Annotated in this window: 16 protein-coding genes; 14 read left to right on the forward strand and 2 right to left on the reverse strand. The window is 63.3% G+C overall.

Going from position 1 to position 16,530, the window contains the following annotated elements; genetic code table 11:
* From AC2A04_RS00005 to AC2A04_RS00070, 14 genes are all read left to right on the forward strand, one after another.
* Positions 1-328: NADH-ubiquinone oxidoreductase-F iron-sulfur binding region domain-containing protein (locus AC2A04_RS00005; RefSeq protein ID WP_484210267.1), on the forward strand; the 328-nt coding region annotated here is incomplete at its 5' end.
* Entirely contained in the window at positions 328-2,337 is a 2,010-nt protein-coding gene (gene nuoG / locus AC2A04_RS00010) for an NADH-quinone oxidoreductase subunit NuoG (protein WP_484210268.1), read from the forward strand. The genes AC2A04_RS00005 and nuoG, both read left to right, overlap by 1 nt.
* Before the next feature lie 118 nt (positions 2,338-2,455).
* Complete coding sequence (gene nuoH, locus AC2A04_RS00015; RefSeq protein WP_484210269.1) at positions 2,456-3,499, forward strand: NADH-quinone oxidoreductase subunit NuoH; 1,044 nt, start codon at positions 2,456-2,458, stop codon at positions 3,497-3,499.
* On the forward strand, positions 3,496-3,981 hold the full coding sequence (nuoI, locus tag AC2A04_RS00020; RefSeq protein ID WP_484210270.1) for an NADH-quinone oxidoreductase subunit NuoI: 486 nt from the start codon (positions 3,496-3,498) through the stop codon (positions 3,979-3,981). Before nuoH ends, nuoI begins: the two co-directional genes overlap by 4 nt.
* Before the next feature lie 111 nt (positions 3,982-4,092).
* A complete protein-coding gene (locus tag AC2A04_RS00025; protein WP_484210271.1) occupies positions 4,093-4,710 on the forward strand; it encodes an NADH-quinone oxidoreductase subunit J in 618 nt (205 codons plus the stop codon).
* Positions 4,711-4,822: 112 nt separating this feature from the next.
* On the forward strand, positions 4,823-5,128 hold the full coding sequence (gene nuoK / locus AC2A04_RS00030) for an NADH-quinone oxidoreductase subunit NuoK (RefSeq protein WP_011445933.1): 306 nt from the start codon (positions 4,823-4,825) through the stop codon (positions 5,126-5,128).
* A gap of 4 nt (positions 5,129-5,132) precedes the next feature.
* Entirely contained in the window at positions 5,133-7,160 is a 2,028-nt protein-coding gene (gene nuoL, locus AC2A04_RS00035; protein ID WP_484210272.1) for an NADH-quinone oxidoreductase subunit L, read from the forward strand.
* On the forward strand, positions 7,157-8,692 hold the full coding sequence (locus AC2A04_RS00040; RefSeq protein ID WP_484210273.1) for an NADH-quinone oxidoreductase subunit M: 1,536 nt from the start codon (positions 7,157-7,159) through the stop codon (positions 8,690-8,692). The genes nuoL and AC2A04_RS00040 overlap by 4 nt, the downstream gene beginning before the upstream one ends.
* Positions 8,692-10,155: an NADH-quinone oxidoreductase subunit NuoN gene (nuoN, locus tag AC2A04_RS00045; RefSeq protein ID WP_484210274.1), complete on the forward strand. Its 1,464-nt coding sequence runs from the start codon at positions 8,692-8,694 to the stop codon at positions 10,153-10,155. Before AC2A04_RS00040 ends, nuoN begins: the two co-directional genes overlap by 1 nt.
* Before the next feature lies 1 nt (position 10,156).
* Positions 10,157-10,888: a biotin--[acetyl-CoA-carboxylase] ligase gene (locus tag AC2A04_RS00050; RefSeq protein WP_484210275.1), complete on the forward strand. Its 732-nt coding sequence runs from the start codon at positions 10,157-10,159 to the stop codon at positions 10,886-10,888.
* A complete protein-coding gene (locus tag AC2A04_RS00055; protein WP_484210276.1) occupies positions 10,872-11,654 on the forward strand; it encodes a type III pantothenate kinase in 783 nt (260 codons plus the stop codon). Before AC2A04_RS00050 ends, AC2A04_RS00055 begins: the two co-directional genes overlap by 17 nt.
* Before the next feature lie 53 nt (positions 11,655-11,707).
* Entirely contained in the window at positions 11,708-13,303 is a 1,596-nt protein-coding gene (locus AC2A04_RS00060; protein ID WP_484211656.1) for a ribonuclease J, read from the forward strand.
* 5 nt (positions 13,304-13,308) lie between these two features.
* Positions 13,309-13,581, forward strand: a complete 273-nt coding sequence (locus AC2A04_RS00065) for a DUF1467 family protein (protein WP_484210277.1) — start codon at positions 13,309-13,311, stop codon at positions 13,579-13,581.
* Between the two features lie 14 nt (positions 13,582-13,595).
* Entirely contained in the window at positions 13,596-15,074 is a 1,479-nt protein-coding gene (locus tag AC2A04_RS00070; RefSeq protein ID WP_484210278.1) for a glycosyltransferase family protein, read from the forward strand.
* A gap of 3 nt (positions 15,075-15,077) precedes the next feature.
* Here the strand turns inward: AC2A04_RS00070 and phoB are convergent, their stop codons facing one another.
* Positions 15,078-15,767 carry a phosphate regulon transcriptional regulator PhoB gene (gene phoB, locus AC2A04_RS00075; protein WP_484210279.1) on the reverse strand — a complete coding sequence of 230 codons (690 nt, stop codon included), beginning with the start codon at positions 15,765-15,767 and terminating at the stop codon, positions 15,078-15,080.
* A gap of 79 nt (positions 15,768-15,846) precedes the next feature.
* A complete protein-coding gene (gene phoU, locus AC2A04_RS00080) occupies positions 15,847-16,530 on the reverse strand; it encodes a phosphate signaling complex protein PhoU (RefSeq protein ID WP_484210280.1) in 684 nt (227 codons plus the stop codon).

Raw genomic sequence — 16,530 nt, forward strand, 5'->3', positions numbered from 1 at the left:
CGTCATCGTCATGGACAAGTCAACCGATATCGTCCGCGCGATCAGCCGCCTGTCGTACTTCTACAAGCACGAAAGCTGCGGCCAGTGCACGCCGTGCCGCGAAGGCACCGGCTGGATGTGGCGCGTGATGGAACGCCTGCGCACCGGCGATGCCGACGTGGGCGAAATCGACATGCTGTTCAACGTGACCAAGCAGGTCGAAGGCCACACGATCTGCGCCTTGGGTGATGCCGCCGCATGGCCGATCCAGGGCCTGATCAAGCACTTCCGCCCCGAAATCGAACGCCGCATCGCCGAGCGCAGCGATGTGCGGGAGGCAGCAGAATAATGCCTAAAGTCAAAGTCGATGGCGTTGAACTCGAAGTCCCCGCAGGCGCGACCGTCCTGCAGGCTTGCGAGCTGGCCGGTAAGGAAATCCCCCGCTTCTGCTATCATGAGCGGCTGTCCATTGCGGGCAATTGCCGCATGTGCCTGGTCGAAGTGAAGCCGGGGCCGCCGAAGCCGCAGGCTTCGTGTGCGCTCCCAGCCACTGAAGGGCAGGAAATCCGCACCGATTCCGAGATGGTCAAGAAGGCGCGCGAAGGGGTGATGGAGTTTCTCCTGATCAACCACCCGCTCGATTGCCCGATCTGCGATCAGGGCGGCGAGTGCGACCTGCAGGACCAGTCTGTCGCCTATGGCCGCGGTGCCTCGCGCTATCATGAGCACAAGCGCGCGGTGACCGAGAAGTACATGGGCCCGCTGATCAAGACGACGATGACGCGCTGCATCCACTGTACCCGCTGCGTGCGGTTCAGCGAGGAAGTGGCGGGCGTTGACGAAATCGGCGCGCTCTATCGCGGCGAGACGATGCAGATTTCCACTTATCTGGAAAAGGCTGCGGCGCACGAGCTTTCGGCCAATGTGATCGACCTTTGCCCGGTTGGCGCGCTGACCTCTCGGCCTTACGCGTTCGAAGCGCGTCCGTGGGAGCTAAAGAAGACGCTGTCGATCGACGTTTCGGACGCACTGGGTTCGAACATCCGCCTCGACAGCCGTGGCCGCGAAGTGCTGCGCGCACTGCCTCGCGTGAACGACGACGTGAACGAGGAATGGCTGTCCGACCGTGGCCGCTACATGGTCGATGGCCTGACCCGCCGCCGTCTGGACAAACCGTGGCTGCGCCGTGACGGCAAGCTGGTCGCGGCAACCTGGGCTGAGGCGTTCGAGGCTGTTGCCAGGATCAACCCGGGCTCGTCGGTGGCAGTGATCGCGGGCGATCTGGTCGATTGCGAAACGATGTTTGCAGCCAAGAAGCTGGCGGGGGCCTTGGGTTCCACGCTGCTCGAAGGCCGTCAGACCGGCCTTGCCTATGACACGTCGAACCTTGCGGCGGTGAACTTCAACTCAGGCCTGGCTGGCATCGAGGATGCGGACGCGGTGCTGATCGTCGGCTCGATGATCCGCGACGAAGCGCCGCTGCTCAACACCCGCCTGCGCAAGGCGGTGAAGAAGGGCGCGAAGGTCTTCGTGGTCGGCCCACAGTGGGACCCGACGTATCCGGCGACGTTCCTCGGCGACGATCTGGCGGTATTGGGCAACCTGCCGCAGGCCGTAACCGACGCCTTCGGTGCGGCACAAAAGCCTGCGATCATTCTGGGCGGTGCGGCACTGGGCAAGGGCGCGCTTGGTGCAGGCCTGGCCTTTGCCGAACGGTTCAATCTGGTGCGTGATGGCTGGAACGGCTTCAACGTCGTCCACATGGCCGCGAGCCGCATGGGCGGGCTGATGCTGGGCTATGCGCAAGCGGGCGGCATTGCCGATCTGGTTGCGGCCAAGCCCAAGATGGTCATCTCGCTCGGTGCGGATGAGGTGGACTTTACGAAGTTTGCCGACAGCATGATCGTCCACATCGGCCACCATGGTGACAAGGCGGCGCACGCTGCCGACGTGATCCTGCCTGCCGCAGCGTTCAGCGAGAAGGACGGCACTTACGTCAACACCGAAGGCCGCGTGCAATATGCCGAGAAGGCCGTGTTCGCGCCGGGCGATGCTCGCGAGGACTGGACCATCCTGCGTGCGATGGCCGATGCGCTGGGCGTCTCGGTCGGCTTCGACAGCTTCGAGCAGCTTCGCGCCGCGATGGTGGCCGAAGTTCCAGCGCTGGGCGTGGAAGGGCTGGCCGATTACGGCACGCTGCCTGCGGCTCCTGCGGGCGCAAAGGCTGAAGGCGTGATCGCGGGCTACCCGATCAAGGATCGCTACCTCACCAACGCCATCGCGCGTTCGAGCCCGACGCTGCAGCGCTGCTCGGCGGAACTGCTCCACGGTGCGACGTTTGCGGAGGCCGCGGAATGACAAGCACAACCAGCTTCGTCATTGCGAGCGCAGCGAAGCAATCCAGAGCGTTGCATAACCGGGCTCTGGATTGCCGCGCGGCTTTGCCGCTCGCAATGACGAATGAAAGGGTCGCACTGTGACCGAATTCTTCATGGGTCTTGGCCTCTCCTACGAGTGGGCCTTTGGTCTTTCGACCATCGCGGGCATCCTGCTGATCGCGCTGCCGCTGATGCTTGGCGTTGCCATGATCATCTATGCCGACCGCAAGATCTGGGCGGCGATGGCGCTGCGCCGTGGCCCGAACGTGGTCGGTCCGCTCGGCCTGCTGCAGTCGTTCGCGGACGGATTGAAGGTTTTCCTGCAGGAAACCATCATCCCTACGGCGGCGAACAAGGGTTTGTTCCTGATCGCGCCAATCATCACGTTCACCGTCGCGCTGATGGCCTGGGCGGTGATCCCGTTCAATTCGGGCGCGGTGCTGGCGGATATCAATGTCGGCCTGCTCTACGTCCTCGCGATCTCGTCGCTGGGTGTTTACGGCGTGGTTATCGCGGGCTGGTCGTCCAACTCGAAGTACCCGTTCTTCTCGGCGATGCGCGCCTCGGCGCAGATGATTTCCTATGAAGTCTCGATCGGGTTTATCCTGATCTGCGTGGTGCTGTGGGCGGGGACGTTCAACCTGAACGACATTGTCAAGGCACAGCAGAGCCATGTCTGGATCATCAACGGCTTCGTCGCGAACCCGCTGCTGTTCCCGATGTGGGTGATGTTCCTGATCTCGGGCATGGCCGAAACCGCACGCGCGCCGTTCGACCTGACCGAGGCGGAATCGGAGCTGGTTGCCGGGTATCAGACCGAATATTCGTCGATGAGCTTCGCGCTCTACTGGCTCGGCGAATATGCCAACGTGCTGCTGATGTGCGCGCTGAACGCCGTGCTGTTTTGGGGCGGATACCTGCCGCCGCTCGACATTCCGGTGCTCTACCTCGTGCCGGGCTTCGTCTGGCTGCTGCTCAAGATCCTGTTCTTCTTCTTCATCTTCAGCTGGGTTAAGGCGACCGTTCCGCGCTATCGCTATGACCAGCTGATGCGCCTGGGCTGGAAGATCTTCCTGCCCGTCTCGCTGCTGTTCGTGTTCCTGATCAGCGGCTACCTCATGGCTACCGGACACTTCGCATGACCGTCGGACAGCTCATCAAGAGCTTCACCCTGTGGGAGTTCGTGAAGGCGCACTGGCTGACCTTGAAGTATTTCTTCAAGCCCAAGGCGACGATCAACTACCCGTTCGAGAAGAACCCGCTTTCCCCGCGCTTCCGTGGTGAGCATGCGCTGCGCCGTTATCCCAACGGCGAGGAGCGCTGCATCGCGTGCAAGCTGTGCGAGGCGGTGTGTCCGGCGCAGGCGATCACCATCGAGGCCGAGCCGCGTGAAGACGGCAGCCGCCGTACCACGCGCTACGACATCGACATGACCAAGTGCATCTTCTGCGGCTTCTGCCAGGAAGCCTGCCCGGTCGATGCCGTGGTCGAGGGCCCGAACTTCGAATACGCGACCGAAACGCGCGAGGAGCTGCTTTACGACAAGGCAAAGCTGCTCGCGAACGGGGACAAGTGGGAGCGGGCGATTGCCGCGAACCTTGAAGCCGATGCGCCGTATCGCTAGGGGGCCGATCAACGTGACCAACAGGCACCAAGACCCGTTCGTGTCGAGCGCAGTCGAGACACTCGCGCGCGGCCTCTCGACTTCGCTCGAGGCGAACGGAGGTAGGGAATCATGATCCAGGTATTCGCCTTCTATCTCTTCGCCACGCTCTGCATCTTCAGCGGTGCGGTGACGATCCTTGCGCGCAATCCGGTGCATTCGGTGCTCTGGCTGATCCTCGCGTTTTTCAACGCGGCCGGCCTGATGGTGCTGGTGGGCGCTGAATTCATCGCGATGCTGCTGGTCATCGTCTATGTCGGCGCAGTGGCGGTGCTGTTCCTGTTCGTCGTCATGATGCTCGACATCGACTTTGCCGAACTGCGCGCCGGGTTCGTGAAGAACTTCCCGCTCGGGCTGGCGCTGGCGGTCGTGCTGTTCGTCGAACTGTTCGTCGGCCTCGTCGTGCGTGGCGCGGGCGGCGTTCAGCTTGGCAAGGCCGACGGCTCTGCGGCGCCGGTCGCGGACATGTCGAACATCGAATCCATCGGCGCGCTGCTCTACACGCGCTATCTGTTCCTGTTCGAAGCGGCGGGCATCGTCCTGCTGGTCGCCATGATCGGCGCGATCGTGCTGACGCATCGCCAGCGTGGCGGAACGCGCGGGCAGAACGTGTCGAAGCAGAACGCGCGCCGTCCACAGGACGCGACGATCAACATGCAGCCGGAAACGGGCAAGGGAGTGTCGCTCTGATGATCGGCACGATTTCCCAAGCCCCGTTCGCTTCGAGCGAAGTCGAGAAGCCGCACACTGTGTCTCGACTACGCTCGACACGTACGGATGTTGTCATGCAGGGGACCGCACGATGATCGGCATCGAACACTATCTCGTCGTCAGTTCGATCCTGTTCGTGCTGGGCGTGCTCGGCATCTTCCTCAACCGGAAGAACGTGATCATCATCCTGATGGCGATCGAACTGATCCTGCTCTCGGTGAACCTCAACCTCGTCGCGTTCAGCGCGTTCCTGCACGACCTTGTCGGCCAGGTATTCGCGATGTTCGTGCTGACGGTGGCAGCGGGCGAGGCGGCGATCGGGCTTGCCATTCTGGTCATCTACTTCCGTGGTCGCGGCACGATTGCCGTGGACGACGTCAACCGGATGAAGGGATAAGACCGTGCATCCTATCCTTATCATCGTATTCCTGCCGCTGCTGGCAGCGGTCATCGCGGGGCTCGGCAACAAGCAGCTGGGCATGGTTCCGGCCAAGGTCATCACGACCGGCGCGCTGTTCATCTCGTGCGCGCTTTCATGGCCGATCTTCCTTTCGTTCATCGGTGGCGCGGCTGAAGCCAGCGTCACGCCGGTGCTGAGCTGGGTGAAGTCGGGCGATCTCGATTTCGCATGGGCGCTGCGCGTGGATACGCTGACCGCAGTCATGCTGGTTGTTATCACCAGCGTCTCGGCGCTCGTGCACCTGTACTCGTGGGGCTACATGAGCGAGGAGCCGGACCAGCCGCGCTTCTTCGCCTATCTGTCGCTGTTCACGTTCGCCATGCTCATGCTGGTGACGGCGGACAACCTCGTGCAGATGTTCTTCGGTTGGGAAGGCGTGGGGCTTGCCTCGTACCTGCTGATCGGTTTCTGGTTCAAGAAGCCCTCGGCCAATGCCGCCGCGATGAAAGCCTTCGTGGTCAACCGCGTCGGCGACCTTGGCTTCATGATGGGCATCTTCGGGACGTTCCTGGTGTTCGGCACCGTGTCGATCCCGGCGATCCTTGAAGCCGCACCGGGCATGGCCGGATCGACCATCGGGTTCCTGGGGCATCGCTTCGACACGATGACCGTGCTGTGCATTCTGCTGTTTATCGGCGCGATGGGGAAATCGGCGCAGCTTGGCCTGCACACCTGGTTGCCCGACGCGATGGAAGGCCCGACGCCGGTTTCGGCGCTGATCCACGCAGCAACGATGGTGACCGCAGGCGTGTTCATGGTCTGCCGTCTATCGCCGATGTTCGAAGTCAGCCCGACGGCGCTGGGCTTCGTGACCTTCATCGGTGCGATGACCTGCATCTTTGCCGCAACCGTCGGTACTACGCAGACCGACATCAAGCGCGTGATCGCCTATTCGACCTGTTCGCAGCTCGGCTACATGTTCTTCGCGGCGGGCGTTTCTGCCTATGGCGCGGCGATGTTCCACCTGTTCACGCACGCCTTCTTCAAGGCGCTGCTGTTCCTCGGGGCCGGTTCGGTGATCCACGCGATGCACCATGAGCAGGACATGCGGTACTACGGGGGCCTGCGCAAGAGCATCCCGCTGACCTACTGGGCGATGATGATGGGCACGCTGGCGATCACCGGCGTGGGCATTGTCGACGTGTTCGGCTTTGCGGGCTTCTACTCGAAGGACGCGATCCTCGAGGCGGCTTATGCCAAGGGCACCGAATTGGGGCACTTCGCCTTCTTCCTCGGCATCTTTGCGGCGCTGCTGACGAGCTTCTATTCGTGGCGTCTGGTGTTCCTGACGTTCTTCGGCAATCCGCGCTGGGAGCAGTCGGAGCATATCCAGCACGCGGTGCATGACGCGCACGGGCATGATGATCACGCGCATGCCCATCACCATGACGAGCACAGCGACGGTACGGCGGGCTACCATCCGCACGAAAGTCCGCTCAACATGCTGGTGCCGCTCGGCGTGCTGTCACTGGGCGCGATCTTCGCGGGCTTCGTGTTCCACCACGCTTTCATCAGCGAAGGCACGGGCGAATTCTGGAAGGGTTCGCTGGTCTTTGCCGAACACACGCTCCACGCGATGCATGCCGTGCCGCTGTGGGTGAAGTGGGCGCCGTTCGCGGTGATGGCCACCGGTCTGCTGATCGCTTGGTACGCCTATATCAAGAACACGAAGTTCCCTGCTGCGTTCGTCGACCAGTTCGGGTTCCTCTACAAGTTCCTGCTCAACAAGTGGTACTTCGACGAGTTCTATCACTTCCTCTTCGTCGTGCCCGCGATGTGGCTCGGGCGTGTGTTCTGGAAGGTGGGTGATCAGGGCATCATCGATCGTTTCGGCCCCAACGGTGCCGCCTGGCTGGTCGCCCAGGGCAGCCGCGCCGCCGCCAAGCTCCAGTCGGGGTATCTCTATAGCTATGCGCTGGTCATGCTCGTCGGACTTGTCGGCGCGATCAGCTGGGTGATCGCACAATGATGGGCTTTCCTATCCTCTCGCTGATGCTGCTGGTGCCGTTGGTAGCGGCGGTGGCCTGCCTCGTCGTCCCGCGCGAACAGGCGCGCAATGTCGCGATCGTCGCTACCTTGATCGACTTCGTTCTCGGCATGATCCTCTGGGCGAACTACGACGTTGGCGGCGCGCAGTGGCAGTTCACCGAGAACGCCGCGCTGTTTGCCGGTTTTTCGTGGAAGCTCGGGATCGACGGCATCGCATTGATGCTGATCGCGCTCACCGTGTTCCTGATGCCAGTGTGCATCGGGGCCAGCTGGGAGTCGATCGACAAGCGCCAAGGCGAATATTACGCCGCGTTCCTGATCATGGAAACGCTGATGATCGGCGTGTTTGCGGCGCAGGACCTGTTCCTGTTCTACATCATGTTCGAAGCCGGCCTGATCCCGATGTATCTGATCATCGGCGTGTGGGGCGGGGCTGACCGCATCTACGCCAGCTACAAGTTCTTCCTCTACACGCTGCTCGGCTCGGTGCTGATGCTGATCGCGATGTTCTGGATGGTGAACGCTGCCGGCACGACCGACATCCCGACGCTGATGTCCTACAACTTCCCGGTACATGCGCAGACATGGCTATGGCTGGCCTTCTTCGCGAGCTTTGCAGTGAAGATGCCGATGTGGCCGGTGCACACCTGGCTGCCCGACGCGCACGTTCAGGCGCCGACCGGTGGCTCGGTGATCCTTGCCGGCGTTCTGCTGAAGATGGGTGGCTACGGCTTCATCCGCTTCTCGCTGCCGATGTTCCCCGAAGCTTCGGCGCAGTTCGCGCCGCTGATCTTCGGCATGTCGATGGCCGCAGTGGTGATCACTTCGCTGATCGCGTTGGTGCAGTCAGACATGAAGAAACTGATTGCCTATTCGTCGGTCGCGCACATGGCGATCGTCACGGTCGGCCTGTTCGCGTTCAACGTTCAGGGGCTGGAAGGCTCGATGATCGTGATGCTAAGCCACGGTCTGGTGGCGGGCGCGCTGTTCCTGTGCGTCGGCGTGATTTACGACCGCCTGCACACGCGCGAGATCGACCGTTACGGCGGTCTTTCGATCAACATGCCGCGCTATGCGATCTTCTTCCTGCTGTTCACGATGGCCTCGATCGGTCTTCCGGGCACGAGCGGTTTTGTTGGCGAGTTCCTCTCGCTTGCGGGCATCTACCAGATCTCGAGCTGGGTGGCGCTGGTCTGCACCACGGGCATCATCCTGGGCGCAGCCTACATGCTCTACCTCTACCGCCGCGTGGCCTACGGCGTGCAGAAGAACGCCGATGCCGCCGCATTGCCCGATCTCGACAAGCGCGAGTGGGCGATGATGGTGCCGCTGGCCGCCGTCGTGCTGTGGATGGGCGTCTATCCTGAAAGCTTCCTCGCGCCGATGCGCAAGGACATCGCCACGCTTGATGCGCGTCTTGCCCAGGCCAAGCCCAAGGGCGATGCCCAAGTGACCGCCGGATCGGCCAAACCCGCTGCTGAAGAACATTCCGCCCATGGGGGGGCGCACTGATGGATTTCGCCCGTTCGCTCTGGCTCGTCGCCCCCGAAACGCTCCTTTCGGTGGCGGGACTGGTCCTGCTGCTTGTGGCCGCATGGGGCGGTGACAAGGCTTCCCGCGCGATTTCGGTTGCTGCAGTTGCCGCGCTGACCGCGTGCGCGTTCCTTGTCGCACCGGCCTTGTGGAGTGGCGCCATGGGCCCTGACACGGTGGCGTTTGGCGGCCAGTATCGCGCTGACGCTTTCGCGTCGTTCGCCAAGCTGCTGATTTATGCTGGCGCCGGCGTGACGCTGATGGTCGCACCTTCGTTCTTCGACCGCTTCAAGGCGATGCGCGCCGAGTTCCCGCTGCTCGTCATGTTTGCCGCGCTCGGCATGGGCATGATGGTTTCGGCGGGCGACTTGCTGACGTTGTATATCGGCCTCGAGCTCAACAGCCTTGCTGCCTATGTGATGGCATCGTTCCTGCGGACCGACGACCGTTCGGCGGAGTCGGGCCTCAAGTACTTCGTGCTCGGCTCGCTGGCTTCGGGCATCCTGCTTTTCGGCGTAAGCCTCGTCTATGGTTTTACCGGCACGACCAGCTTCGCCGGCATCCACGACGCGCTTTCGGGTGAAATGGCAACGGGCGCACTGTTCGGCGTGATCTTCGTGCTGGCAGGCCTTGCGTTCAAGATCAGCGCCGCGCCGTTCCATATGTGGACGCCTGACGTCTACGAAGGCGCGCCGACCCCGGTAACGACTTTCTTCGCCACGGCGCCCAAGGTCGCCGCGCTCGGTCTGCTGATGCACGTGAGCCTCGAGGCGTTTGGCCAGCAGGTCTTCGCGTGGCAGCAGATCGTGATCTTCGCCTCGCTGCTTTCGATCGTGATCGGTGCGCTCGGTGCGATCGGCCAGAACAACATCAAGCGCCTGATGGCCTATTCGTCGATCAACAACGTCGGCTTCATGCTGATCGGGCTGGCGACCGCTACCCAGGCAGGCGCCTCGGCGATGCTGGTCTACCTCGCAATCTACGTTGCCATGTCGGTAGCGGGCTTCGTCGTCGTGCTGCTGCTGCGCGACGAGAACGGCGAGCAGGTCGAGGCGATCTCGGACCTTGGCGGTCTTTCGAAGACTCGGCCCTGGCTGGCGCTTTCGATGGCTTCGGTGATGTTCAGCCTTGCAGGCATTCCGCCGCTGTTCGGCTTCTGGGGCAAGTTCGTGGTGTTCCAGGCCGCCGTGCAGGCGGACCTTGTCGCGCTGGCGGCGATCGGTATTGCGGCATCTGTGATCGGCGCGTTCTACTACCTCAAGGTCGTCAAGATCATGTACTTCGACGAGGCGACCGACAAGGTGAAGGGCGAGGGCGAGCTTTCGCACACCGTCCTGCTCGCGATCTCGGTGCTGGCGATCTCGCCGCTCGGGTATCTTGGTACCAAGTGCCTTGGCGCTCTGGCCGACAAAGCCGCCGCCGCCTTGTTCTTCGCGTACTGACTTGATCGAAACCCTCACTGAAATCCCCTCGACCAACGGCGCGCTGCTGGCGCGGCTTGGCGGGGGAGAGGCCGTGCCCGAAGAGTACTGGCTGATTGCAGACCGGCAGAGTGCAGGCCGTGGAAGGGCGGGCCGGACATGGTCCGATGGCTTCGGCAACTTCATGGGTTCGACGGTCGTGCACTTGCGGCCCGCTGGCCCGATGCCGCAGACGCTTGCGCTCGTCGCCGGACTGGCCACCCATCAGGCCGTGATTGAATGCGCGCCGTCGCTTGCGGGCCTCGTGCTCAAGTGGCCGAATGACCTGCTCGTGGGCGATGCCAAGCTTGCGGGCATCCTGCTCGAGCGCCAGCGTGACAGCGTAGTTGTCGGGATCGGCGTAAATCTGGCGCAGGCGCCCGATGTTGCCGGTCGCGCCACAACTTCGCTCTCGGTTCTGGGCTGCGCGGTTTCGCGTGATTGCTTTGCCTCGGTCCTTTCCGCGCGATTTGCCGATGCGCTTGCCCGCTGGCACCTGGGCGAGTGGCCCTTGCTGCGTGCGCAGTGGCTTTCGCGTGCAATGCCGCTTGGTACGCTTGTATCCGTGAAGGATCGGGACCAAGGCGAGATCATCGGCGCGTTCGGCGGCATCGATGACGATGGAGTCGCCCTTCTGCGCTTGGCGGATGGTGCGGTCCGTGCCATCCACGCGGGCGACATTGAAATGGTGGGATCTCATGCTTCTGGCGGTTGACGTCGGCAATACCAACATCGTCTTCGCCCTGTTCGAAGGGCTGGCGATCAAGGCGCGCTGGCGCGTGGCAACGGACCCGCGCCGCACGGCCGATGAATATGCCGTGTGGCTGCTGCAACTCATGGAGCTTGAAGGGCTTGATCGCGGTGCGGTGAAGCAGATCCTGGTCTCGACCGTCGTGCCACGCGCGCTGCACAACCTGACCGTGCTTTCGCAGAAGTACTTCGGCCTCGACCCGCTGATTGCCGGGCAACCGCCGGTGGAGTGGGGCTTCGAAGCCGATGTGGACGAGCCACGTTCGCTGGGGGCCGACCGGGCGGTCAACGCCATTGCCGCGCATGCAAAGTATCCCGGCGACCTGATCGTTGTCGATTTCGGCACGGCGACAACGTTCGATGTCGTTGACTTCAACGGTGCCTACAAGGGCGGGATCATCGCGCCCGGCATCAACCTTTCGCTCGATGCGCTTGTCAACGCGGCGGCCAAGCTTCCGCGCATCGCCATCGAAGCGCCGACCCGCACCAAGAGCGTGATCGGCCGCAACACCGAGGATCAAATGCATATCGGCGTGTTCTGGGGTTATGTCGCGATGATGGAGGGCCTGATCGCTCGCATGCGCGCGGAAATCGGCCGACCTGCGAAGGTTGTCGCGACAGGCGGGCTTGCCATCCTGTTCGGCGATCACACCGACATCTTCGACCATGTGGATACCGACCTGACGCTCGATGGCCTCGCCATTCTCGCCGAACGGGTGGCTGCATCGTGAAGACCGCCAAGGAACTTTTGTTTCTCGCGCTGGGTGGTTCGGGCGAGATCGGGATGAACGTCAACCTCTATTGCTGTGATGGCAAGTGGCTGATGGTCGATCTCGGCATGACTTTTGCCGATCCGTTCTATCCCGGCATCGACCTCGTCTTCGCCGATCTCGACTTCATCGAGGATCGTCTGGACGATCTGGTCGGAATTGTGCTGACCCACGCGCACGAGGATCACATTGGCGCGGTGCCCTATTTTGCGCAGGACCTTGGCGTGCCGCTCTATGCGACGCCGTTCACGGCCAAGCTGGTCCACGAAAAGCTGGTCGAGGCAGGGATCGAGGATGAGGTCGAACTCAATGTCATCGACCATCTCGACCGCTTCGAACTGGGACCGTTCGGCATCAAATACGTGCCGCTGGCGCACTCCATTGCCGAAGGCAACGCGCTGCTGATCGATACGCCGCACGGCAACATCTTCCATACCGGCGACTGGAAGCTGGATGACGAGCCGCGCATCGGTACGCCCGCGACGGAAGAAGAGCTGACCGCGATTGGCGATGCCGGGGTTCTCGCGCTGGTCTGTGATTCGACCAACGTGTTCAACCCCAAGCCTTCTGGTTCGGAAGGCGAAGTGCGCGCCGGCCTGCTCGAAGCGGTGGCCGCGCAGAAGGGGCGGCGCGTCGTCGTCACGACCTTTGCCTCGAACGTCGCACGATTGCAGACCCTGGGCGAGGTGGCCGAGGCGACCGGGCGGCGGCTCTGCGTTGCCGGGCGCTCGCTCGACCGCATCATCCGCGTGGCAAAATCGTGCGGGTATCTCAAGAATTTCCCCGACCTTGTCCATCAAGATGACGCGATGGACATTCCGCGCGGCGAGCTGCTGGTGCTGGCAACTGGCGGTCAGGGCGAGCCACGCGCGGCGCTGGCGCGCATCGCGGGAGAGCAGCACCCGATCCGCCTCGAGAAGGGCGACGTGGTCCTGTTTTCAAGCCGCCAGATTCCCGGCAATGAACTTGCCATCGGGCGCATCCAGAATTCGCTGGTCGACAAGGGCGTGCGCATCGTGACCGACCGGCAGTCAATGATCCACGTTTCGGGCCATCCGGGGCGGCCGGAGCTGGTGGCGCTTTACGACTGGATCAGGCCCGAGATTCTCGTGCCCGTGCATGGCGAGATCCGGCACATGGCCGAACAGGCGCAGCTCGGGCTTTCGGAAGGCATCCCCAAGGCAATCGTCCAGAAGAACGGCGATCTTATCCGTCTCGCGCCTGATGGGCCGAAGAAGCTGTCAGAGGAGCGGGCCGGTCGGCTCGTGCTCGATGGCGACATCATCGCGCCAGCCGATGGCGAGGCCGTGATCGCCCGGCGCAAGCTCTCGCAGAACGGGTTGATCAGCGTGGCGCTTGCGGTGCGCCTTGATGGGCACGTCGTTTCCGATGTCGATATCGGCGCGATCGGCATTCCGCTCGACGAGGACATGGAAGCGTTCGTTGCCGAAGCCAAGGTCGAGGCTGTCGAGGCTGTGCGCAAGGTCAAGGGTGACCGAAAGCGCGACCGCGTGGCCGTTGCCGAAGCCGTACGGCTTGCGGTAAGGCGCTGCGGACAGCGCTGGAGCGGCAAGAAGCCGGTGGTTCAGGTCCTGCTGCGGGAAGGCTGAAGCAGATGAAGTGGACGTCGATCATTGCCATCTATGGCCTGTTCTGGGTCATGGCGGCATTCGTGGTGCTGCCGTTCGGCGTGCGCACGCATGATGAAGTTGGTGCCGCGAAAATTGCCGGCCAGGCCGACAGTGCGCCGGCCAACTTCTCGCCACGCAAGATCGCGATCCGGGCAACGATCCTTTCGGCGCTGATGTTCGGGTTCTTCTATGCCAACTATTTCCAGCAATGGATTACGGTCGCCGATCTCGACCTGACGACCTACTTCGGCCACTGACAGGCGAGGGGGCGTTGCGCGCGGCGGTCCGCAGGGCGGGCATCGATCCGTCCTTGCTTGCGCTGATGGCGCTGGCTCTGACAATCCGCGTCCCGATTGCGCTGTTCACAGTCTATCACCACGCCGACGAGGTCTGGCAGTACATCGAGCCAGCCTACGGCATCGTCACGGGCGACTGGATACGCACCTGGGACATCAGGCTCGGCATACGCAGCTGGCTGATCCCGCTAATCCTGTTGCCACCGGTGTGGCTGGGGCATGTGTTGGCACCGACAGGCGAACTTCACCTTGTCCTGCCGCGCCTGCTGATGGCGTGCTTTTCGCTGGGAGCGGTCTGGGCGGGCTGGTCGCTGGGACGACGCGTGAGCCGGACCCACGCGGCGGTCGCGGGGTTCGTCGCGGCGGTATGGGTCGATTTCGCCTACTTCGCCTCGCGCACGTCGAGCGATACGCTGTCCGTCCTCGCAATTCTTCCGGGACTTGCGCTGCTCTACCGCTTTCGGGACCGGGGCGGCACGAGGATCGCCGCGGCAGCCGGCTTCCTGCTCGGCCTGGGTTTCATCACACGATTTCCCCTGGGGCCTGCGCTGGCGATCCCGTTCCTGTGGGCGGGGCGGGCCGATTTTCGCAGGGCCTGGCTGCCGCTGGTGGGCGGCGCGATGCTGCCGGCGCTGTGCGATGTGGCGGCCAACGGTGCGATGGGAGAAGCGCCGCTGCTGTGGATCTACCGCAACGTCATGGCGAATGTCGTGCAGGACCGCAGCCATGCCTATGGCGTCGAGACCGCCGACTGGTATTTGCGCGTGCTGGTGTGGGAGTGGCAGTACATCGCGATTGCGCTGCTGCCGGCGTTGCTACTGGGCGCGCGCCGCTATCCGATGCTGCTGACGACTGCGCTTGTCGTGTTCGCGGTCCATTCGGCCATCGGCCACAAGGAGTACCGCTTCGTCCTGCTGGGTGTGTCGCTGGTGATCCTCCTCGCCGCAATCGGCTCGGTCGACCTGATGCGCGCGCTGGCTCAACGCTTTGGCAAGCAGCCAGCAGCGGGTGCGGTTGCGGGGCTGATGGCGGTCTGGCTTGCAGCTTCGGTGCAGGTGGCGGCGACCGAGCCGTTCAATATCAATTGGGGCGTCGGACAGGCCCCGTTGCGCGTCATGCGCACCGTGCGCAAGCAGCCCGCGATGTGCGGCCTGGCGACCTATCGCGTTCGTGACGTGCCGTTCGTATCGCGTGCCGTGCTCAATCGGTCAGTCCCGGCGATGCTCATCAATACGCAGGCGGCCATGCAGGTGACGCAGGGGCGCTACAATGTCGTCGTGACGCCTGCCGAGCACATGCGCGAACTGCCGGTGACCTATCGCTTCGTCGGTTGCGCCTCGCGGGTGAAGCCGCTGTTCGAGGAGCAGTACTGCGTGCTGGTCCGGCCGGGGACATGTACCGAAAAGCCGGGCGTCCTCGACTACAACACCGCGCTCAGGCGGATGGACCTCTAGAGTCTAGACGCCTTCTAGCGCGTATCCGGCCGAGCGGACGGTGCGCACCGGATCGGCCACGCTGGGCACGGCGATGGCCTGACGCAGCCGACGGATGTGCACGTCGACCGTGCGCAGTTCGATGTCGCTGCCGCTGCCCCAGACCGCGTCGAGCAATTGCCCGCGCGAGAACACGCGGCCGGGATGCTCCATGAAGTGCTTGAGCAGGCGGAACTCGGTGGGTCCGATCTTCATCGGCACGCCGCGTCGCGTGACGCGATGGGCGGTTGGATCAAGCGAAAGGTCGCCCACGGTGATTGTCTCGCCTGCCAGGGCAGGGCGCACGCGGCGCAGCACGGCGCCCACGCGCGCGATCAGCTCGCGCGGGGAGAACGGCTTGGTCACATAATCGTCGGCGCCGATCTCCAGCCCGCGAATGCGATCATCCTCGTCCGACCGCGCGGTAAGCATGATGATCGGGACGTGCGCCGTCTCCTTGTTCCGACGCAGGCGGCGGCACACTTCGATGCCGCTTGTGCCGCCGATCATCCAGTCGAGCAGCACGAGGTCGGGCGCGTCCTCGGCGGCGAGCAGCAGCGCCTCGTCACCATCGTCAGTGGTGCGAACGTCGTAGCCTTCGCCGCGAAAGCGGTATTCGACCAGTTCGGCCAGAGCCGTATCGTCTTCAACCAGCAGCAGTTTCGGAGCGGGCACGCAAACCTCCATGACAGTCAGTTTGCTGAAACACGACGGATGTTACCCCGATATGACAGCGATGCAGGCGGAGCGCGAATCAGGCCGGCGGGATGACTTCCTCGCGCTCGGGCAGGGTCGCGCCGGTGGCGGCATAGTACACCATTTCGGCAATATTGGTGGCATGATCGCCGATGCGTTCGATATTGCGCGCAACGAACAGAAGCTGGGCCGCAGAACTGATCGTCGCCGGGTCCTCGACCATGAACGAGATCAGGTTGCGGAAGATCGAATCGTAGAAGGCATCGACCTTGGCATCGCGCTGGACGATCTCGGTCGCCGCAGCCGCGTCGCGGGCGGCAAAGGCGGTCAGCACGTCGTGGACCATTTCGGCGGCGAGATCGTTCATCGCCGGGATGAGCGTGAGGGGTTCGAAGCGCTTGCGCCCTTCGATGATCCCGACGCGCTTGGCGATGTTCTTGGCATAATCGCCGATGCGCTCGATCACGCCAGCGATCTTGAGCGCGGCCACGACTTCGCGCAGGTCGTCTGCCATCGGCGCGCGCAGAGCGAGGACACGGATCGCGAGACGATCGACCTCGGCTTCGAGCTGATCGATGCGCTTGTCGCGAGCGATGACCCCGGCGGCGAGTTCGTGATCGGCGCGAACCAGCGCGTCCATCGCTTCGGAGACGGAGAGTTCGGCAAGGCCGCCCATTTCCGCGACAAGGCCGCGGAGCCGGGTGATGTCCTCGTCGAATGCCTTGACGGTATGTTCAGCCAC

The organism is Novosphingobium sp. HNCC26DJ243 (assembly GCF_057180545.1).